Raw genomic sequence first — 22,755 nt, 5'->3', positions numbered from 1 at the left:
GGGGGTGGAGAGGCCTATTTGAACAGGCCGTATTCCATCAACAGGCTTTCCAGCTCCTCGATATGGAGCGGGGTGGGGACCACCTTGAGGGTGTTCGCGTCGATCTTGCGGGCCAGGGCGCGATACTCGTCGGCCTGGCCGCAGTTCGGGTTCCAGTCGATCACCGTCTTGCGGTTGATCTCGGCCCGTTGCACATCGTTGTCGCGCGGGACGAAGTGGATCATCTGCGTGCCCAGGCGCTTCGCGAACTCCTCGATCATCTCGGCTTCGCGGTCGCAGTTACGGCTGTTGCAGATGAGGCCGCCGAGGCGCACGACTCCCGTCTGGGCAAACTTCAGGATGCCCTTGGAGATGTTGTTGGCCGCATACATCGCCATCATCTCGCCAGAGCAGACGATGTAGATTTCTTCGGCCTTGCCTTCGCGGATCGGCATGGCGAACCCGCCGCAAACCACGTCGCCGAGCACGTCGTAAAACACGTAATCGAGCTGCTGGTCTTCGTCATAGGCCCCCAACTGTTCCAGCATGTTGATGGAGGTGATGATGCCGCGACCGGCGCAGCCGACACCCGGCTCCGGGCCGCCCGATTCGACGCACAAGCTGTCGCAATAGCCGCCGCTGCGGATATCGTCCAGTTCGACGTCTTCGCCCTCTTCGCGGAGGGTGTCGAGCACGGAGCGCTGGGCGAGGCCGCCCAGCAGCAGGCGGGTCGAGTCCGCCTTTGGGTCGCAACCAACGACCATGACTTTTTTGCCCATTTCCGCGAGCGCGGCGACCGTGTTCTGTGTGGTGGTCGATTTTCCGATGCCGCCTTTGCCATAAATGGCAACCTTGCGCATCGTCCTCTCAGAGGTCTTCTGGGCAGTGGGTGCTTGCACTGTGGCAACCATGGTGAATTCCTTTGATGTGGTGTTAGAGGTGAAAGAGTTTCGATACCTCCCACAACATGCGCCGTGCCAGTGTCTGGGTGGTGATTTCCTTAGTCTCTATATGTAAGGGGTTTAAAGGTGATAATTTCGAATTTAGGCCGTTTTGACACGTCCTGAGAGATCATCCTGTCGGCCTCAAATCCCTACATTTTTGTTAAGCGTAGTCCATAATCCTACATTTCCGTAGGATGCCGGTGGATTAGATTGTCTTATGTAAAGTAAAAGTTGGCTCCGGTTTTATAGATTGGGGAGTAACGTCTTTGTGCCGTAGGATCGGCAAAATGAGCGACATAGGAAACGCGACCGCCCAAGCACCCTTAATAGACATCAGAAAGTCTCCAACTATTGCGCCGCCGGTGAGGCGCTGGGCATTGGATAAGCTAGGAAAGATGTAGTCATTTTCCTGATCAAAAATGCCAGTTGCTCATACCTGCCAGTCCGAAGGATGCAGACTTGCCCGCGAAGGGCCTTCGCTCGAAATGCTCAATCGCTCGATGGGCGTCAGCTGTCGCTCAGTGCTCGAGCTCGGCCTGCTCTTCGCCGTCAGCCAGTCGCTTGAAAACAGCTTCGACCTCGCCGAAATCGTCCGGCCCGCCCTTCGCCGCATGCAAGACTTTATGGGGCTGGAGCGCGGGACGATTGCCCTCCTCAACCGCGACACCGGCGGCCTCCTCCTGGCCGAAGCAGTAGGGCTGCCGCGCAACCTCGCGCCGCAGGACTACCTCGGGCTGATCAAGCCCCAGCTTGAGCGTGCGGTCGAAAAGCTTGAGCCGGTCGTCATTCCCAAGTTTCACCAATGGGCGATGGAGGTGACGGACAAGCCCAAGGTGGTCGAGGCTCTGCAGCTCGATCAGCAGACGGGCCTGCTCTGCGTGCCCCTCAAATATCAGGAGAAGGCCGTCGGCACGCTCAGCATCGAGCGGCGCCATAGCCCCGACATCGGGTGGGAAGCCGACCTGCGCCTGATGACGATGATCGCCTCCATGGTGGCCCAGGCCGCCCATCTCCGCCAGGACACGGCGGAGCAAATTCAAAGCCTGCGCCAGGAAAATTCGCGCCTGCAGGAAGCCATCGCCAACGACTTCCGGCCCAAGGGCATGATCGGATCGTCGAGCCTTATGCGCACGGTCTACTACCACATCGACCAAGTTGCCCACAGCGTCACCACGGTGCTCATCCGCGGCGAGAGCGGCACGGGTAAGGAGCTGGTGGCCAAGGCCCTGCACGAGAAGAGCAAGCGGGCCCGCAGACCCTTCGTGAAGTTCAACTGCGCGGCCCTGCCGGATTCGATTATCGAGAGCGAACTCTTCGGCCACGAAAAAGGAGCCTTTACGGGAGCCCTCGCCATGCGCAAAGGGCGCTTCGAGACGGCCGACGGCGGTACCATCTTCCTCGACGAAATCGGCGACATCTCTCCCACGACCCAAGTCAAGCTCCTGCGCGTGCTCCAGGAAAAGGAATTCGAGCGTGTCGGCAGCCAGGAGACCCGCCGGGTCGATGTGCGCGTAATTGCTGCTACCTCCCGCAACCTCGAAGACATGATGGCCAAGGGCCAGTTTCGGGAAGACTTGTATTACCGGCTCAACGTCTTTCCCATTTACGTGCCCCCGCTGCGGGAGCGCAAGTGCGACATCCTGCTGCTCGCCGATCACTTCATCGAGCGCTACGCCGAGCGGCAGGGCGTGGCCCCCATGCGCATCTCTTCGGCTGCCATCGACCTGCTGACCAGCTACTTCTGGCCCGGCAACGTGCGCGAGCTGGAGAACTGCATCGAGCGCGCCGTCCTCCTCTCCAAAGGCCAGTCGATCAAGGCGCACCACCTGCCGCCGACCCTGCAAAAGAAGTCTGCCACCGAATCCAACGACCACGCCACAATCGAGGAAGCCATCCAGGCGGTTGAGCGCGAGATGATTATCGACGCCCTCAAGGACACCAAGAGCAACATGGCCGAAGCCGCCCGCCGCCTCGGCTTGACTGAGCGCAAAATGGGCCTGCGGGTCAAGAAATACGACATCGACCTGACCCGCTACAAGTAACGCCTTGGCGATTGGATGTGTCCGGGTAGCTCTTTGGCACGGTACAGATCGCAATTCGGCAGTCGGGCAAGCATTTGGTATAGCTTGGTGCACAACCTCACCCCCAGACGATGATCTAGGGTGAAAACTTCGGTATATCCGGAAGGTTGATCGCGACAGGGCTGCGCATAGTCTACTGCGCAGTGCACGCAAACGATCACACAGCAGATTTGGGAGTGCCGTAGATCGGTTGACAAACCGCTAGTGGTTGGGACTTGCAGTGCTTGCTGTTAGAACAGTTAGGCCCTTGGTATAAGCTGGATTTCGGCGGGCCGCGCTGAAGACGGGTTACTTTTCTTTTGGCTGCGGCTGCCAGGCGTCGAGGATCCGTAGTCGAGCAGCACAGTGGAGGTTAGATCCGCGCCAAATTCAAAACGTTTGCTCTACTATCGTGCGGAATTTTGATAAGGAGTTCTTATGATTGAGTGGATGGAGGGAAAAACATTGGACGATAGGGTTCATCGTTGGAGTATGGTAAAAACCCTACTCAGGGCACAGGGAAATATTTACTGTCATGCTGAAACTCCGCTGCTGCATTGTCACTTTCACGTTATTGCTCGCTCTTTTGTCCGCCAGTCCTCTGCGCGGGCAGGGGGCTGGCGACCCGTTGGAGATCGTCATGAAGGCATTTCGCCTCGTCGATGCTCCTGATGGGACGACTCAGGAAGTCGAAGCCGAAGAGGCCTCTCCTGGCGATCTGATCCTCTACCGGGCGACGTTCACCAACGCAGGCGAGGCCGATCTGGCCGGCCTGCAACCCCAGATCCCCGTGCCGGCTGGCTTCGAGTATGTCGCCGGCTCGGTGACGCCGGCTCCTGAAGCCGTAGCCATTGCCGGGCAGGGCTTCGTGGCCTTCCCGGTGCAAGCGGCAGACGGCACCTCTCCTTCGCCGGAAGCCTACCGTGCCTTCCGTTGGCAGGTATCCGTCCTCAAGGCTGGCGCCACCTTCCAGGCAGAGCTGAAGGTGCGCGTGCCGGCTGAATAATAACGATCTTCTCACGCTGCAATGGACCCATTTAGTTAATTCGAATGGGGTCTTCGGTTTATTATAACCGTTTATTATTACTTATCCAACAACCCAATGAGCAAAATGATTCTTCTCTCGCTCTACCGAAGCCGGGCTCGTCTCGCCGGTTTTGGTCTTCTCGGCCTGTTGGCACCCGGAATGGTGTCGGCAGCTGCTCCGCTGGTCGGGACGCGGATTGGTAACCAGGCCTCCGCCACCTATACGGACCAATCGAATACTACCCGCACGGCGACCTCCAATACGGTTACGACCGTGGTGCTCCAGCAGGCTGGTTTGGTGCTCACGCAAGACAACACCCGCTCCGTCTCGCCCGGTGGCACGTTGTTCTTCCCGCACACGGTGACCAACACCGGTAACGGCAACGACACCTACACGCTGACGACCGGTAACATCGACGTCACCAACCTCGACGGTAATCTGGCCAACGTCCGCATCTATGCCGACCGCAATCAGGACGGCCAGCCGGACGATCTCGGCTCGCCGATCACCAGCACGGGCGACATGACCGCCGGCGAGTCGTTCTACCTCGTCATCGGCGTCACCGTCCCCGGCACCGCCGACAGCGGCGACACCGCCAGCCTCCAGATCACGGCCACCTCGACCTACACCGGGACGATCAACGCGACCAATACCGACACCATCCGCGTGTCGGGCGACGCCGTCGTCACCGTGGTCAAGTCGATCGACACGGCCCAAGGCAAGCCGGGCACCACGCCCATCACCTATACGCTGACTTACACCAACACCGGTAACACGACCGCGACCGACGTCGAAATCATCGACATCCTGCCGGCCGGCCTTACCTACGTGGCGGGCACCGGTCGCTCCAGCCTCACCGGCTCCACCGTCTTGACCGACGACGATACCGACGGCGCCCAAGGCACCAGCCCGAACGGCGTGGACTACGGCTACGACCTCGCGACCGACACCATCACGGTGCGTCTCGAATCGATCCGCCCGGGCCTCTCCGGCAGCATCAGCTTCCAGGTCTCCGTCGACACCGACATCGCTCCCCAGCGCATTTTCAACACGGCGACGTATCAATACAACCCTGGCACCGGCACGGTGGAAGGCCCGTTCAATACGAACCGCCCGCCCTTCGACGTGTTGCCCGAGCCGGCCGTCGCCCTCCTGGGCGACACCGTGGCCAACGCGCGCCCCGGCGACACCGTCAAGTTCAGCAACGTGCTGACCAACAACGGCACCACGACCGACACCTTCGACATGACGTTCGTGACCGCCTCCAGCACCTTCCCGGCCGGCACGACGTTCAAGTTCTTCCAGCAAGACGGCAACACGCCGATGGTGGACAGCAATAACAACGGTATCCCGGACACGGGCCCCGTGAACAGTCGCCTCGCCGGTGGCAACACCTACACCGTCGTGGTGCAGGCCACCTTGCCCACCAGCGTCGCCAGCTCCGGCCCGTTCTCCATCCAGAAGCGTGCCACCGGCTCCGTGATCGACTCCGATACCGGCACGACCGCCACTGCGGTTGCGACCGACACGCTGACCGCGATCATCCCCCCCTCCGTCGACTTGACCAATGCCGCCGTGGGTCAAGACCCCGACGATGGCGCCGGCGACGGCGTGGGCGTGACCGATGGTGACGACTTTACCACCAACCCGGGCCGCACCGTCGTGATCCCGCTGACGGTGGAGAATGAAGGCTCGATCGTGGACACCTACGACCTGAGCGTCGACGCCGGCACCATCCCGGCTGGCTGGACGGTGGCGCTCCGCCGCTCCGCCGGTGGCGCTATCGTGAGCAACTCCGGCACGCTGCAGCCCCCGACCGTCGACGACGGCGAGTTCTTCCAGTATGTGGCCGAAGTGACCGTCCCTGCCGGCCAGTCGCCGGGTGATTACAACATCACCTTCCGCGCGTCCTCGCCGGTTTCGGCTGCCTCCGACACGCTGATCAACACCGTGACGGTCAACACCTACCGCGAAATCTCGCTCGTGAGCGACAATTCCGGCCAGGTCTTCCCGGGCGGCTCGGTCGTCTACTCTCACCTGCTCACCAACCTCGGCAACGTGCCCGAGGCAGTCGGCGGCACCAGCGACATCACGCTGGGCCTCTCCGACACGGAAGCCGGCAAGGGCTGGACCTCCGTCGTGATCTACGACGCCAATAACAACGGTATCGCCGACGCGAGCGACCCGATCATCTCCAGCCTGCCCAGCGTCGACGCTGCGACGTTTACCTCGCTTGGCAAGGTCGGCTCGGCCACCAGCCAGGTCCGCCTGTTTGTGAAGGTGTTCGCGCCTCTCGGCGTGCCGAACAACGCGATGAACATTACGACGATCACCGCCACGCCCTCGGGCACGGTCAACAGCATCGTCGCGCCCGCCGTCGTCTCCAACGGCGACACCACCACCGTGGTCGTGGGTGACTTGGCGATCGTGAAGGAGCAAGCCCTCGATGCCGACAACAACGGGGTTGCCGATGGCGCCTACACGCAGCTCGACCTGCAGGCCCTGCCGGGTCAGTCGATCATCTACCGCATAACCGTGACCAACACGGGCTCGGCCGATGCGACGAACATCGTGATCTACGACACCACGCCGGTCGGCACCAGCTATGCCGGTGGCCTTGGCGGTGCGGCCGTCGCCCAGACGGACGTCGGCTCGGTCGGCCTCAGCCCGGCCGACGGCGCGAAGGGCTCCCTCGAATTCGAGGTGGGCACGCTCGCTCCCGGCACTTCGGCCATCGTCAGCTTCGGCGTCACGATCGACCAGTAAACTCCCGTCACTCGGGTTGTTGGAATTCTCCGTCTCCGGAAGGGTCCGAACCCCTTCCGGAGGCCTAAGCCCGCAGCCCTCATTTCGCCGGCCAAGGATGGTCCCTGCCATCCTGCGGCCCGGAACGCTTTTCCTGCTTTTACGTAACGACCTTTACTTGTGAGTCGCATTCTCCATCTCCTGCGCTATTGGCACCCCGTGCTGCTTCCGCTGTGCTTGCTCTTCGGCGCAAGCCCCTCGGCAGTGGGCGCGCCCCTGCAGCCAGGCACGCGCATCACCAATCAGGCGGAGGCGTTCGGCTTCCGGCCCGATGAGGCGCTGGAGGTCAACCTCTTGTCGAATCAGGTCGTCGTTACGATCATTTCCAACCAAGGGCTGACGCTGGAGCCCGACCGCCGCGCTTATCTTTTCCCTGGCGCGCAGGCTACCTTCAGCCACCGTATTACCAACACGGGCAACGTGTCCGGTACTTACACTTTTCAGGTTTCGCACCCCGAAGGTGACACCTATGACCTGGGGCTGACCCAGCTCTTCCTCGACGCCAACGGCAACGGCCTCATCGACCAAGGCGAGCCCGACTTGCTGGCCGAGGGTGGGGCAAAGCTCACGCTCGCCGCCGGCAGCCATGCCGATGTCATCCTCAGCGGGCGCGTGCCCCCGCAGCTCCGCGCGGGTGATCTCTCTCGCGTCAACGTCACCGCGCAGATTGATGGCACTGCCATCTCTGCCACCGTTACCGACGAAGTGGTGGTCGGTGACGACGAGGTCCGCCTCTTCAAAGGCGTCGACCGCACCACCGCCAGTATCGGTGAACCCATTCACTTTACGCTGACCGCGCAGAACGGCAGCACCGCCCTGACGCCGATCAACATCACAATCGACGGCCAAGTGCGATCCCGCGTCGTCATTCGCGACGAAATCCCTCGCAACACCACTTTCCAGCGCGTGCTCGCCAGCCCCGGCCTGCAGCAACTGTATCACCTGCGCTCGGCCGCCAGCGACCACGAATACGTCACCTCGGCCCCGGCCGATCTCGACAACGTCGAAGCCATCGCGTTTGCCACCAGCCAAGTCTTTGCCGGCCAACGCCTCGAAGCCAGCTTCGCCGTGATCGTCAAGCCCCTCGGCAGCGGTGGGATTACGAATCAGGCCCACTTGTTCCACCGCCGCCCGGAATCGCCGACGACCGACGTGCCTTCCAACGAAGTCGCGGTCGAAATCCCCATCGAATGCCCCGTCATCACGGTCTATACCGACGAGACTTTTACCCTCCCGACCGAAATCGTCTCCGTCGGCTCCCCGGTCTTCGTCGAGATCGAGGCAGGCTTCCTGAATGTGCTGCCGACCGTACGCGACGAGCTGCCCATCCACATCACCTCCCGCCAGACAGGCGACGTGCTGGACGCGATCTTTATCGAGACCGGCCCCAACACCGGCGTCTTCCGCCGCAAACTGGCCAACGAAGGCGACAGCTACGGCTTCCCCACCGAAACGAGCCTGGAAGCGCGTCCGGGCGACATGATCCTGCAGACCGCCCCCCGCGACGTCTTGACCGCGATCATTCGCAACGGCTGCCTCGACGGCGTTACCCAGATCCAGATCTTGATCGACCCGGCAGGCATCGTCTTCGACAGCCGTACCGGTGAGCGTGTGGCCGGTGCCACCGTTACGCTGATCGACGTGACCGGGCGCGGCAATGGCGGTAACGCTGGCGGCCCCGCCGTCGTCTTCAAGGCCGACGGCCTCACGCCTTCGCCCAGCACCATCGTCACCAGCGGCGACGGCGCCTTCGAATTTCCGCGTGTCGGGGCGAGCACCTACCAGCTCCTCGTGACGCCCCCAGCGCAACACGCCTTCCCCAGCCAAGTGCCGATGCAACTGATGCCGACGATCCTCAACCCGTCGGCCGAAGCGCGTATTCTGGAAGGCGGCTCCTATGGCGACGTCTTTGAAGTCAACGAAATGACGGGCGCCGTGTTCCTCGACGTGCCGGTCGACACAGAATCGCCCGAAGGCTTCGTCCTCGAAAAGAGCGTCAACCAACGCGAAGTCGAGATCGGCGAGTCGGTCCAGTATACCCTTGAGCTCAAGAATACCACCGGCTCCAACCTGCCGGGCACCTTCATCGACGACGTTTTGCCCGCCGGCGTCAGCTATATCACCGGTAGCGCCCGGCTCAATAGCCAGCCCATGGCCGATCCGACGGGCGGCAAAGGCCCCAACCTCCGGTTCCGCCTCGGCAATCTCCCCGACCAGACGACCTACACTGTGACCTATCGCGCACGCGTGGGTATGGGCGCCGACCGGGGCGACGGGGTCAACCGCGCGCGTGCCACCAGCCTCGGGCCGCCCGCCACCAGCAGCAACCTCGCGCTGGCCGAAATCGAGATCGACCAAGGCGTCTTTACCGACCGGGGCGTCATTTTCGGTAAGGTCTTTGTCGACCTCAACGACAACCGCATCCACGACGGCTATATCGACCCCGAGACGGGCGAAGAGCGCGCGGAGCCCGTCGTGCCCGGTGTCCGCATCTTCCTCGAAGACGGCACCTACGCGATTACCGACAGCGAGGGCAAATACAGCATCTACGGCCAGCGTGCGATCCACCACGTGGTGAAGCTCGACCGCTACACACTGCCGACCGGCGCGAAGCTGGCCGTCATCGACAGCCTCAATGCGGGCGACCCCGACAGCCGCTTTGCAGACCTGCGCAAGGGCGAGCTGCACAAGGCCAACTTCCGCATCGTGGAGCCCAGCGACGCGTTGCTCGCCTTGATCGAGCAACGCCGGGCTGCCGGCGATCCCAACACGGCCGAGATCGACCGCACGCTCGACCGCCGCTTCACCTACGAAGACCGCCTGCTCTTGGCCGACCCCACCAGCGGCCCGGCCAGCGGCACCGTCGACCAAGCCTCGTCGACCCCGTCTTTCTTCCAGCCCGTTTTGCCGGAGAACACCCTGACCGCAGCCAATTCCAACCTCCCGGCCCGCCCGGTGGCCGTCGTGCCCCACGTGTCGCTCGAAGACGACCTGGCCAACGTCAGCACCAACGAGCCGGAGATCCTCGACTTGCGCGACGGCGATACCGTGGCCGTGCCGCAAGTGCGCCTCCGCGTCAAAGGCCGGGCTGCGACGCGGCTGGAGGTAAAGGTAAACGGCGAAGTGGTGCCCGAAGAGCGCCGTGGCAAATACATCGAAGACACTGCCCGCGACCTGCAGGCCGCTGAATACATCGCGGTGCAGTTGGCGCCCGGCGACAACTCGATCGAGCTGACCCAATACGACTTTTACGGCAACGAGCGGGGCTCCGACGCCGTGACGATCCGCGCTCCCGATGGGCTGGCCCAGCTCAACATCGCTTTTTCCAACCCCGAGCCCGCTGCCGACGGCACAACGCCGGTGCAGGTGAGCGTGCGCCTCGAAGACCGCCACGGCACGCTCGTTTCGGCCCCTACGCCGCTGACGCTCTCCACCACGCTGGGCGAATGGCAAGTGCAAGACGTGAACCCGCAGGAAGAAGGCATCCAGGTCTTCCTCACTGGCGGCGAAGGCACCTACACGCTGCTGCCCCCGGGTGAGCCGGGCCTGGCCGAGATCGTGGTGAGCAGCGGTGTGATCGAAAAGCGCCAGATCCTGCCGTTCCTGCCCGACCTGCGCCCGCTGATCGCTTCCGGTATCCTCACGGGCCGCATCAACCTCAACGACCGGGGCGCCTCCATCGTGCCCGCCTATGGCAATCACGGCTTCGAGGAAGAGCTGCGCGCCCTTTCACGCTCCAGCGACGGCGACCTGACCGAGGGTCGCGCCGCCTTCTTCCTCAAAGGCCAGATCAAGGGCGAGTGGCTGCTCACGACGGCTTACGACTCCGACAAGCGAAGCGATGTCGAACTGTTTCGCGACATCGACCCGGACAAGTATTACCCCGTCTACGGCGACTCTTCGGTCAAAGGCTTCGAAGCCCAGTCTTCCGGCAACCTGTATGTGCGGGTCGACAACCGCCGCTCCTACCTCCTCTGGGGCGACTTCATGACGCGCACCAACAACGAGGCGCGCGACCTGGGCAACTACAACCGAAGCCTCAACGGCTTCAAGGGCCACTACGAGACCGACCGCGCCGCCGCCAACGTCTTTGCCAGCCACGGCAACTCCCGCCAGGTGGTGGTCGAAATCCCCGCCAACGGCACCTCCGGCCCCTACAATTTCAGCGCCTCCAACGGCCTCATCAATTCCGAGCAGGTGGAGATCATCACCCGCGACCGCAACCAGTTGTCGATGGTGATCGAGCGCACGCCGATGACGCGCTACGAGGACTACGAGTTCGAGCCCTTCACCGGTCGTGTGCTCTTCCGCCGCCCTGTGCCGACGCTCGACACCAACCTCAACCCGCGTTACATCCGCATCACTTACGAAGTCGAGCAGGCCGGCCCCGCCTTCTGGACCTACGGCGTCGACGGGCAGGTGAAGGTGACGGATCGTTTCGAGGTCGGCGGCTCCTACGTCAAAGACGAGAATCCGCTGGAGGAATACCAGCTCTACAGCGCAAACACCACCGTCGCGCTGACCCAGAATGTCTTTGCGATTGCGGAAGTCGCGCAGAGCGAAGACATGCTCAAGGGCACCGGCGCTGCGGGCCGCGTCGAGCTGCGCGCGGTGGGCGAGGAGACGGAAGGCCGGATCTTCTACGGGCGCACGGAGGCAGACTTTGTCAACCCGGGCGCGCTCCTGACGGCCGGTCGCGTCGAGGGTGGGGCGGAGGCGCTTCACCGCCTCAACCGCAGCACTTCCCTGCGCGGGCAGGCCGTCTATACCGAAGACGCCGTTACGGGTGGCTTCCGCCGGGGCGCGCGTGCCGATGTGATCCACCGCTTCGACAACCAGGTCGAGCTGGAAGGCGGCGTGCGCGTCTCCGAAGAAACCGAGCTCGCGGCCAGCCCCTTGACGCGCGACATCGCACCCAATGAGGTCCGCAGCCTGCGCGGCAAGTTTACCGCCCCGGTGCCTTATCTGCCCGACGCCCGCTTCTTTACCGAGCTGGAGCAGGATGTGGTCGAGATGGACAAGCAGCGTTTTGCCCTCGGGGGCGACTACCAGGTCAGCACGCGCACCCGCGTTTACGCCACGCACGAGATCATCAACTCGTTGGGCGGCGAATTCGAAATCAACGAGTCGCAGCGCAATTACCGTACGCTCGCCGGGGTCGAAACCGAGGTGATGCGCGACACCCAGTCGTTCAACGAATACCGCATGCGCGACGCCATGGAGGGTCGCCAGGCCGAAGCCAGCACCGGCTTGCGCAACCAGTGGCAAGTGGCCGACGGGCTGCGGCTCAACACCACTTTCGAGCGCATCACGCCCTTCGACGGTGTCGACAAAAAGGTCTCCACCTCCGTGACCGAAGCCATCGAATATACCGGCGCCGACACCTGGAAAGCGACCACGCGCGCGGAATACCGCACCAGCACCGATCAGGACACCTTCCTGGGCACCATCGGTTATGCGGCCAAGCTCAACCGCAACTGGACCTTCCTCGGCCGCACCCTTTACCACACGCAGGACGACAAGAACGAAGACACCGTCAACCTCAAGCAGACCCGCTACCAGGGCGGCCTCGCGTGGCGCCAGACCGATGAAGACGTGTGGAACGCGCTCTTCCTCTACGAATATCGGACGGAGGAGGGCATCTCCTACCGCGACGACCTGGGCACCAGCCGTCAGGTTCACATCTTTTCCAACACCCTCAACTATCAGCCCAACGAAGACTGGATCTGGACGAATCGCATCGCGGGCAAATGGGTCAGCGAGTCGCTCGCACCCTTCGAAGACCGCTATTCGGCCTTTCAGGACAATGGCCGCATCATCCGCAAGTTCGACCAGCGCTGGGACATCGGCCTGAACTACGCCGCCATGTGGACGGGCGACAAGGACGAGGTCTCCTACGGTTTCGGGCCGGAAATCGGCTTCTGGGCGCGCCACCAGATTCGGATCGGCCTCGGCTACAACTTCTGGGGCTATGTCGACCGCGATTTTGATACCTCGGGCGAAACGCAGCGCGGGTTTTTCCTCTCGCTGAGCATGAAATTCGACGAAGACGACCTGCCATTCCGCCGCAAGGAAGAGGAGACTTACTGATGAACCGCTGGCTGCACCTGCTAGTTTTCGTGCTGGGGGCCATGGGGCTCCAGGCTGCCACGATCACGCCCACGACCGACTTTACTCCCGCCGATCCGAGCCGGGATACGCCCGCGGTCTCCACCCCCTACATGGACCGCGCGGGCGTGTGGGACGGGAGCGCCGACGTGCGCGCGAGCGAGGGCGATACGTTCCGCCTCTCGCTGCCGAATACCGGCACGACTGCGTACGATCTGGCTGCGCAGGTCACCGTCCCCGCCGGATTTACCTACGTGCCGGGCACGGCACAGGCTACCGGCACCACGGTCAGCGCCAGCCAGTCGGGTAACGTGATTACCTTTACGCTCGGCGGAGGCGGCTACGACCTCGCGAACGGCAGCACCCTTTCGATCGACTACGGGCTGCGCGTCGAATCATCGGTCGTGGCCGGGACGTATTCGCTGGCCTACGAATGGAGCTTTGGCGATACCGACGGGGCCGTGAGCCGCACGACCAGCACCCTCAGCCAAAACGTGCTCGTGCTGGCCGGGGCTGCCGTCGTCCAGAAGCTGCCGGTCACGCAGACGGTGGGGGTAGGGGAAGATGCAACCTGGACGGTGACGGTCACCAATTCCGGTTTCGGCGGCCTTTTCGATGTGGTGGTCGATGAAACGGCCCTGCTGGGCAACGCGTCCTTTACCAACGTCACCATTACTCAGACTTCGCCAGCTCGGAGCGCCATTCAGTCGCCCGCCGGGCGCTATCGGCTGCCCTACCTGGCGGCGGGAGAAGACTTTACCTTTGCGGTGAGTGCGACGGTGGCCGGTTGCGACAATCTCGGCAATACCGTCCAGATTTCCGACCGCACGGGAGAGATCGACACCAGCCGCGAAGGGGCCGTTGCGCTCGACTTCGACCTGCCGCTGGTACAGTTGACAACCAACCCGATCCAGCTCGACTTTCTGACGCCTACCAGCGTCTCGATCCCGATCAGCAACGTGGCCGGGGCGGGCCCAGCAACCAACTTCACACTCGAGTCCAACCTCAACACGCTTGGGGTTGCGATCGTGAACGTAGGCGGCGGCTTTGCCTACAACCCAGCCAACGGTAACTTTACCTACACTTCCAACGGCGGCAGCATCGCGGAAGGTACCACCGCCACGCTGACCTTCGATGTGCGCTCCAGCGACGTATGCGCAGGTACCGGCGGCGGCACCATCGTCTGGCAGACGTTTTACCAGAACGAGTGCGGCGACCCCTATTCGGTGCCGTTCCAGCTCAGCAGCATCACCGCGCCCAACAACCGGCCTTCGCTGAACGTCGGCGTGAGCGATGGCGGCATCAGCCGCTTGAGCATCAACGGCACCGGTACCTTTACGGTGGAAGCGAGCGCGACCGAGCTGACCAGCATCGCCGAAGATCCGATCTCCGTGGATGTGGCCATTACCGGCGAAGTGGCGATCACCACCGTTCAGATGCCCTCCGCCGGCTCCGTCGTCGATAACGGTGACGGCACCTACACCTGGAACCTGCCCCGGGCGAGCCTGGCTGGCAACCCCACCTGGGAGCTGGATTTCCAGGTTAACGGCGACCCCTGTAACGGGGGCACGCAGGCTGGCATCACCGCCAGTGCCAACGCCACGACCATCACGGCGGCCGACGGCGCTTCCTGCCCGTTGACGGCCAATGCTTCCGACTCGCTGACGATTACCAACAGCCCGGGTGCGACCACCACTCAGTATTACAACGTTACTGGTTCGGTCTTCGAGGCTGGCTCGCCCTCCGCCAATCTCACGCGCGATGCCGGCGAAGGTGAATTCATCCCCTACATCGCTATTTACCAGTTCGACCCCGGCTACCCCGGCGCCTGGGCCGGCTCGACCTACGTCGACAACTTCGACGGCGATGCCAGCCAGACCCTCGTCCCCGGCTCCCTGACCGTCACCTACGATAACGGCAGCGGCTCGGTCGGGCCGGTTGCGGTCCCGGCCGGTGCCATCGTCCAGTCGACCGGCGCCTTGCGCCTCAACCTCGACTTCCTCGCTGGGGCGGGCTACCTCGATACCGATTACGTCAGCGGCACGATGGTCACCTTCGACTACCAAACTACCGTGCCCGACGGCTCGCTCGGCGGCGATTCCCGCAGCTACCAGAATACTTCCGTGCTGCGCCTGACTGGCTCTTCGAGCGGCCCGGGCGCTTGCGACCTTGCGGGTGATCAGGTCTTTACCCAAGTGGCAAGCTATACCGTGCAGCGGGCGGCAGCCAGCCTCTCGCTCAGCATGCCCGCCCAGCTCGATATCTGTGAGGAGTTCGACGCGGTCATCACCCTCGGCAACGCCAACGCACAAGAAATTTCCCGCGTCTTGCTGACGCTCCTGACCTCCAATGCCGATTACGAATACGTGACCGGGCAGACGCCGGTTTACGGCGGCGTCTTCACCTCCGGCAACATCGTCTATGCGGAAAACGGGGGCAATAACCCGACCTTTCGCTATACGGGCAGCGAGCTGACGGGGCAGGGCACCATCACAGTGCGCATGCGCCGCGCCGCCGATTCCGGCACCGACACCACGGGGATCTCGGCCCGGGTGGATTACGACGACTACCAGACTTCGCCCACGACCACGCGCGATTTCTCCACCACGGCTTCGGCCAACCCGTCGTTTGTCTTCACTGCCGAGCTTGCGATCGTGGTGACGCCCAATACCCGCCTGCAGCTGCAGGACACCCGCACGCAATGGTCGCTCATCGTGCAAAACCTCAAGCCCGGCACGGCCTACGGGGCGACTGTTGCCAATACCCTCCCGGAGAATTTCCAGATCGATACCACCGCGACCGCGGCGGCCAACACCACTGCTTTCACCGTCTCGGGCAGCACGATGACGGGGCAGACGATCACTTTTGACCTTGGCGACTTCGCCGGTGGTGCCCAGCGCACCCTGACGGTCGTGGCCGACCTGCTGCCGGGGGCCGATTGCCTGATCCCCGATGGCGAAAATACGGTTTTGACCCGCTGGGGCTGTGGGGTGGACGTGGCCCAGAGCATTGTGAGCATAGCCCCCAACTTCCGCCTCGGTGCCGGCAGCCTGCAAGTCGTGCACGACACGACCGACAGCCTTGCCCGCCTGTGTGGCAACGGTGAAGTGGAAATCCTCGTCCGCAACACCGGCGATGGGGCGATCTACAATGTGGAAGTGCTCGAAGTCATGGATCCGAGCCTCACCGGCTTGAGCATCGTGCCCGGCTCCATCAGCTACGCGACCGACAACGCGCCCAGCTCCTTTGTGAGCGTGGCCGGTATGCCCGCCGGTGCCGGCAGCTCCGGCAGCCCTTACCGGTTCGACAGCACGCTGATTCCCGCCCTCGCGCACCTCGTCAACGTCCATACCGACACGGGCTCGACGGTCAATTCTCTCACGATCCGCTTCCAGATCGTGGCCAGCGATCCGGACACTTTTGCCGGCAACCAGCCCGGGCCTACGTTGACGGCCTCGGGCAGTGCCGAGCTTTTCTGCGGCAGCAACGTCCCTTCCCCCGGCGTGCCGTTTATCCTGCCCTCCGAAAAGCCCGACATCAGCACCAACCTGCGCATCGACAGCGCCACGAATCCCGACGGCTTCAGCGACAAGCAGATCGCGCTGCCCGGCCAGCAAGTGGATTGGCAGTTTGTGATCACCAACGCCGGCGATGCATGGGCAGAGCACGTGCGCGTGCGCATCCCCCTCTCCGGCAGCGGCGGCTCGGCGGTGCTGAATGGCGACGTTCCCAGCCCCGGCGCGGCCTACACTGGCGGTTGGGTGGCGGTCGATGACGTGCCGCCCGGCGGCAGCATCACGGTCACGGTGCGCGAAACGCTTGGCGCGAACTGCCTCGACATTACCCAGACGGCGGAAGTCACCTGGGGCTGTAGCGATCCGGGTGCCGGTCAGCCCAACCTCGTCACGCAACCTACCGACAACGACGACACGGCGACGCTCGTCATGCTGCCCGACTTCACTACGAGCGGGGGCACGATGACGGCTACCGCCGATGCCAGCATCACCGCAACGCCCAGCCGCGGTAACAGCGGCCGCGTCCGCATCCGCGTGACGATGACCAACAGCGGTGCGCGCGGCGAGAACCTGAGCATCACGCCCGACCTGCCCAACCAGACCGTTTTCGACGACACCTACGCCCCGGTGTTCGTGACCAACAGCAGCTCGCTGACGGCGGTCGCCTGGGACGGCGTTTCCAGCACCGATCCGCGCCTCGAATTTACCGGTACGGTGGAGAATGCGGAGAGCTTCACGGTAGAGTTTTACGCGATCACCTCGATCGACGATACGACGCGCGCCACCAGCTTCCCGGCTCTTGCGGCAGAGGAAGAAACCGCCAACGGCCTCGACCCTTCCGTCAACCCCGGCGGTAACAACCGCACGATTCAGGCGGCTTACGAGACCTCCTGCGGGGCGAATTTTACCCGTAGCGTCACGCTCAACATCGACCCGCGCCAACCGGAGCTGGACATCAAGTTTGCCGCCAACGGGGGGACCGAATCGACCAGCGTGATCAACCGCATCGTGTTTGCCGGCCAGCCGGAGACCTTTGACGTCTACGTGCGCAACGAAGGCGAAACGAATTCGGCCGCCAACAACAATACGATCGCCGTGACCCTCGGCAGCGGCTGGACGACGGCGAGCGTCGTGCTCGTCAGCTCCCCGCGCGGCAGCAACGGGGCGGCGACACAGGCCGGGAACGTCTACACCTTCAGCCCGGCCCAGGTAGGCGAAATCCGTCGCACGGGCACGTTGGAGGAAGTGCACCTGCGCATCACCGCCACGCCGACCGGACTGCCGGCGGATTCCCTGCAAGTGCAGATCGACGTGGACGGGGAGCAGATCGGGACCGGCGGCTCCTCGACGGGTCGCTTTTATACCCGCGACAGCCGTGCTTTTCGCTGCCTCGGCGTGAGTGTGGCCAAGACCTACGTCAACGGCTCCACGACCGAAACGGCTACCGGCACCGAAGGGCATACGCTCATCGGCGAAGAGGCGAGCTTCGACTTGTCCGTCAGCTTCTTCGGCGCCGACGGTGGGGCCGACATTAGCAACGTGGTCGTTCGCGATACGCTCGGCAACACGGCGGCGGCCGACAAGGGCCTCGGCCTCGTCAGCATCGACACCAGCAGCTCGGAAATTGCGCCCGCCTCGGTCACGACCACCCCGGCCAATCTGGAGACGCTCGACCCTGTCCAGAATGGGGTGATCAATTTCAACCTGGGCACAATCACGGGCCCAATCGACGCCAGCAGCAACGAGTTTACGGCTCGTGTGACCACACGCACGCTCAACGATGCCGCCCTGGCTGCGGTCAACTCCGACAACAAGGAGCTGTTCAACCACGTTGGCGTCTCGCTGGAATACCAGGGGCAGGTGTTCCGCTCCAGCAGCAGTTTCGATGGCTTCAGTGGCGGCATCGGTTATGCCTCCCTCCACGCCCAGTCATCCGTCCGCGTGCAGCGCCCCTCCATGAGCGTCAACAAGACCGTCCGCAACCTGCGCACCGGCGGGGCTTTTGCCGGAAGCGCGGCGGGTGAGGCGACCGACGTCTTCCAGTTTCGTACCATCATCACCAATACCGATGCGACGGCGGTCACGGTGCCCATCTATGATCTGAATTACGTCGACACGCTCCCGGCGGGCCTGTCGCTGCTCGATGCCAGCACCGATCCCTCTTATGCCCCCGGTGCCGACACCAATGAGGACGACACGGTAGACGTCGCCATGGTCGGCGGGGTCAGCACGGGCATTGCGGGCAGCCTCACGGTGAATGCGGCCAATCTCAGCTTTGGCAGCGCGGGCAGCAACCTTGTGCAGCTCGACCCTGGCCAGTCGGTCCGCATCATCTACTACGCCGAAACGGTGCAGGCGGTGAATCCCAGCCAGCAATGGACGGACGACGTGACGGTATATGCCGATACCTTGCCCGGCGCGACCGGTAGCCAGAGCACGCGCACCGGCTCGACGGGAGACCCGGACGGCGCGGCGGTCATCAGCGCCTCCGACAACCCGGGTGTGACGATCCAGATCGACTCGATCGACCAGGCCAAAGTGGTCTCGCGCACCTCCGTGGGCGGCGATGCCTCGGGCAACGTCCTGATCGGTGAGCAGGTGGAATATCAGGTGAGCCTCGTCCTGCCCCAGGGCACGATCCCGAACCTTGTGGTTTCCGACCAGCTGCCGCAGGGGCTGGAGCTGATTTCGCTCGGCAACCCCGTCATCGGGTCAGGCATCACGACCACAACCAACGACCTTCCTTCCGTCGCACTTCCGGCCAGCGGCAACCCCCTGAGCCTGACGTGGGAATTTGGCAGCACGGTCGTCTCTTCGCCTGTGGGCGACCCGGTGGCCAACCGCACCATCACGATCACCTACGTGACGCAGGTGCGTAACATCGCTGCCAACCAGCACAACACCACGCTCACCAATTCGGCCCAGTATTCCTTTACCGGTGCGCCGGTCGACATCGCCGACGTCGACCTGACCATCCGGGAGGCCATCATGAGCGTGACGAAGACCGCAGACCCGACCGACCCGGTCCGCGCGGGCGATACCGTCACCTTTACCGTTGAGATCGTCAACGCTCCCACCAGTGGCTCCAGTGCCTACGACCTCGACATCGTCGACACCTTACCCGCCGGGCTGACTTACGAGACGGGCAGCACGACGCTGCTCAGCGGCTCCGGGCAGACGCAGAACCTGACCGGCACCTTGGGCGAGCCGACCGCCGCAGGCCAGACGCTGACCTGGGGGCTGGGGCAGGGCACCAATCTCGACCTCGGGACCAACGGGCGCCTCGTCTTCAGCTACCGCGCCACGGTCGATAACAGTGTGGAACCTACGCAGGAACTCGATAACAGCGTGGTCGTGACCTGGACCTCGCTCGACGGCGACCCAGGGCCCGACCTGGGAGGGCCCCTCGTGGGCACTGCCGGTGCCACCAATGGCGAGCGCAATGGCAGTACGGCCAACGCCAACGACAACCGGGCCACTGCCACGGCTGACGTAGTCGCCGCCAACTCCAGCTCTCTCACGAAAACCGCGAGCGGCGACACCTTGCCGCTGGCGGGCCCCACGCCGGGCACCGGCTTCCGCGTCGGTGACGTGGTCACCTACACCTTGCAGGCCACCATCATGGAGGGCACGCACCGCGATTTCGAGATCCGCGACACGCTTCCCGCCGGGATGTCGTTCGTCGGTTTCGACGCGATAACTCCGGCCAGCGGGGCCAATGGCTTTACCTACACCCCGCCGGTCGCGGGCACCAACGCACCGGAGGCGGGCGATACGGGCAACCTCGTCTTTGCGCTCGGCGACCTCGTCAACGAAGGCGATGGCGACACGACCAACGACACGCTGACCCTCGTCTACCGCGTGCGCATTGTGGACCATGTCGATTTGCCCACGACGGATGGCAATAACGGCACGACCGACGACCGCGCCATCGACCTCGACAACACCGCGCGTCTGGCCTTCCGCCATGCGGGAGATACGGACCCCGCACCGCTGGAGGAGACCGCGAGCGTCACCGCCACCATCGTCGTCCAGCAGCCCGAGCTGACCGTGGCCAAGTCGCGGGTTTCACCCAGCAACGGCCGCCTTTCGCCCACGGGAGAAGGCCGCTTCACTTTTACGGTGACGAATCGCTCCACCGTCGCGCCAGCCTACAATGCCGAAGTGATCGACACCTTGCCCAACGGTATGCGCGACACCGAGCCGACGATCATTGCTGCTACCCTGAACGGCAACGATGTGATCGACGATCTGGCGCACACCTACGACGCAGGTACGGGTAAGCTTACCTTCAACTTGACTGATCTGCAGCAGATCGACCCGGGCCAGACGCTCGTCGTCAGCTACGACATCGCGCTAGACGCCGATGTGGGCGGTAACCTGACGCTGCGTAATTCGGTCGATGCCACCTATTATTCGCAGCCTTCCGCGAGCCCGGATGGCCGCCGCCTTTACGACAACGTGACGGTGGCGCGCGCCTCGATCTTTACGCGCATGACCCTGGAGGGTAACGTCTTTGAAGACCTGAACCTCAACCGCAGCCGCGAATCGATTGAGAACTGGGCGAATGGCTCTGCCGTCTACGTCAACCTCGTCAACGGCGCTTCGGTGGTGCAATCCCAGTTGGTGGAGCCGGGCAACGGCTACTTCCGCTTCGATCTGGTCGAAACGGGCAGCTACAACCTGGTGATCAGCGACGGCGCGACCAACGCCTCGCCCGTGGCACCGCCCGGCTTCATCTTTTACGAGCCGCTGGCCCCGTCAGATGGGCGTCTGGCCGTGAATGTCGCCAGCAGCAGTATCTACGGGATTGAGCTGGGCCTCGCCCTCGGCAGCAGCCTGAGCGGTCGCGTGATTCAGGACGACGGCAACGGCGGCGGTGTGGCCAACGACGGCAGCCTCAACGGGGGCGAGCGCGGCATCAGCGGCGTGATAGTCCGCCTAACCAACGGCTCCGGCACGGTCTATGACGAGGCGACGACGCTCGGCGACGGCAGCTTTGTGCTCATGGTGCCGCCTGCGGTGCCCAATGGTGCGGCGCTGGTGGTGGAGCAGTTCAACCTGTCGGAATACCTCTCGACCGGCGGTAATGCAGGCGATTCCGGAGGCAGCTACGATCGTTCGTCGGACCGTATCAGCTTCACCTATCAGCAGTCGATCGGGCATACCGGCCTGCTCTTCTGCGATGTGCCGCCCAATGCCCTGCTGACGGACGGCGAGCAGACGATTTTGCCGGGCAACGTCGCGTTCTATGCGCACACCTTTACGGCGGGGACGGCTGGCCAGGTCAGCTTCAGTCTCAACGCGAGCGCCAACCCGAATACGCCGGGGTGGGGGCAGACGCTCTTCCGCGACCTCAATTGCAACGGCCAGCTCGATTCCGGGGAGCCCATCATCGACACCCCCGGCAATCTCATCACGGTCAGCGCAGGCGAAACAATCTGCCTCATCGTCAAGGATGCCTCGCCCAGCGGAGCGCCTTACGGTGCACTCAACCAGATCGAGTTGACGGCGACGTTTACCTACAGCAACGCGAGCCCCGCCTTGCCGAGCAACGTCCTCACGCGGCACGACCTGACGCGGATCGGGGCCGTGACCACGGCGGGCCTGGAGCTGCACAAGGCAGTCGATGCCTCGACAGCCAGCCCGGGAGCGATCATCACCTACACGATCACCTTCACCAACAATGGGGAAGGACCGCTGCAGAATATCGTGATCTTCGACCGCACACCCGCTTACACGACCTTTGTCGATGCGGCGGCGACGGCACCGCTGCCGAACGATCTGACGGCTGCGACCATCGACGCCCCCGACGCGGGCAAGGCTGGTTCGATCATCTGGACCTTCGATGGCATCTTGGCTCCGGGCGTTGAAGGCAGTGTAACCTACCGCGTGCAGATCGAAAACTGATCCGGCAGACGAGGAGGGCTCTTGGTAGCCCTCAATTGAAAAAGCTATGATGGCGTTTTGGGGCGGAGCTTGACCAGGGGTCTCAGCAAAAACGCTGCTTGCGACTGCGTATTGCGCAGGCGAGTTGTTAAGTATGTGCCCACAGCGACCTAGGGTTTGCACCTCGGAAATGTGGTCGGGTGAGCGTCACATGTATTTGTAATTCAGGGTATTAGCGGTTGTTGTGCTGCTTTTGTAGCGTTTCTGCCGCTTCACCTGAATGCCACAAATAGGCACTCAAATTGTAAAAAAACAGTGATAGGCTCTGCATTCTCTCAACCTTGCACCCTTTGCTGAGGGTGCCCTGGCCACCAGAAAACCCATCGGGTCCTCGTTCTCTCAAGGGGACCCGATGGTGTTTTTTATTA

The 22,755-nt window shown here is 63.2% G+C and carries 6 protein-coding genes; 5 read left to right on the top strand and 1 reads right to left on the bottom strand.

The features are described from left to right. Positions 1 to 14 precede the first annotated feature (14 nt). Positions 15 to 839 (bottom strand): nitrogenase iron protein, encoded by an 825-nt coding sequence (gene nifH / locus Q7P63_07225; protein ID MDP0499878.1) that lies wholly within the window; start codon positions 837 to 839, stop codon positions 15 to 17. A gap of 503 nt (positions 840 to 1,342) precedes the next feature. Between nifH and Q7P63_07220 the strand changes: the two genes are divergently transcribed. From Q7P63_07220 to Q7P63_07200, 5 genes are all read left to right on the top strand, one after another. Then, positions 1,343 to 2,965 carry a sigma 54-interacting transcriptional regulator gene (locus Q7P63_07220; protein MDP0499877.1) on the top strand — a complete coding sequence of 541 codons (1,623 nt, stop codon included), beginning with the start codon at positions 1,343 to 1,345 and terminating at the stop codon, positions 2,963 to 2,965. A 604-nt stretch (positions 2,966 to 3,569) separates the two neighbouring features. Continuing rightward, positions 3,570 to 3,989 (top strand): hypothetical protein, encoded by a 420-nt coding sequence (locus Q7P63_07215; GenBank protein MDP0499876.1) that lies wholly within the window; start codon positions 3,570 to 3,572, stop codon positions 3,987 to 3,989. A 96-nt stretch (positions 3,990 to 4,085) separates the two neighbouring features. Then, positions 4,086 to 6,776: an NEW3 domain-containing protein gene (locus Q7P63_07210; protein ID MDP0499875.1), complete on the top strand. Its 2,691-nt coding sequence runs from the start codon at positions 4,086 to 4,088 to the stop codon at positions 6,774 to 6,776. Between the two features lie 159 nt (positions 6,777 to 6,935). Then, positions 6,936 to 12,905, top strand: a complete 5,970-nt coding sequence (locus Q7P63_07205; protein ID MDP0499874.1) for a hypothetical protein — start codon at positions 6,936 to 6,938, stop codon at positions 12,903 to 12,905. Next, a complete protein-coding gene (locus Q7P63_07200) occupies positions 12,905 to 22,348 on the top strand; it encodes an isopeptide-forming domain-containing fimbrial protein (protein MDP0499873.1) in 9,444 nt (3,147 codons plus the stop codon). The genes Q7P63_07205 and Q7P63_07200 overlap by 1 nt, the downstream gene beginning before the upstream one ends. Positions 22,349 to 22,755: the final 407 nt, after the last annotated feature.

Source organism: Verrucomicrobiota bacterium JB022 (genome assembly GCA_030673845.1).
Taxonomy (GTDB): Bacteria; Verrucomicrobiota; Verrucomicrobiia; order Opitutales; family Oceanipulchritudinaceae; genus WOUP01.
The sequence above is the reverse complement of the archived record's forward strand: the minus strand, read 5'-3'. Positions and strand labels throughout refer to the sequence as shown.

Coding starts and splice junctions, on each gene's coding strand:
- nifH (MDP0499878.1), bottom strand. CDS start 839: ATGCGCAAGGTTGCCATTTATGGCAAAGGCGGCATCGGAAAATCGACC.
- Q7P63_07200 (MDP0499873.1), top strand. CDS start 12,905: ATGAACCGCTGGCTGCACCTGCTAGTTTTCGTGCTGGGGGCCATGGGG.
- Q7P63_07220 (MDP0499877.1), top strand. CDS start 1,343: ATGCCAGTTGCTCATACCTGCCAGTCCGAAGGATGCAGACTTGCCCGC.
- Q7P63_07210 (MDP0499875.1), top strand. CDS start 4,086: ATGAGCAAAATGATTCTTCTCTCGCTCTACCGAAGCCGGGCTCGTCTC.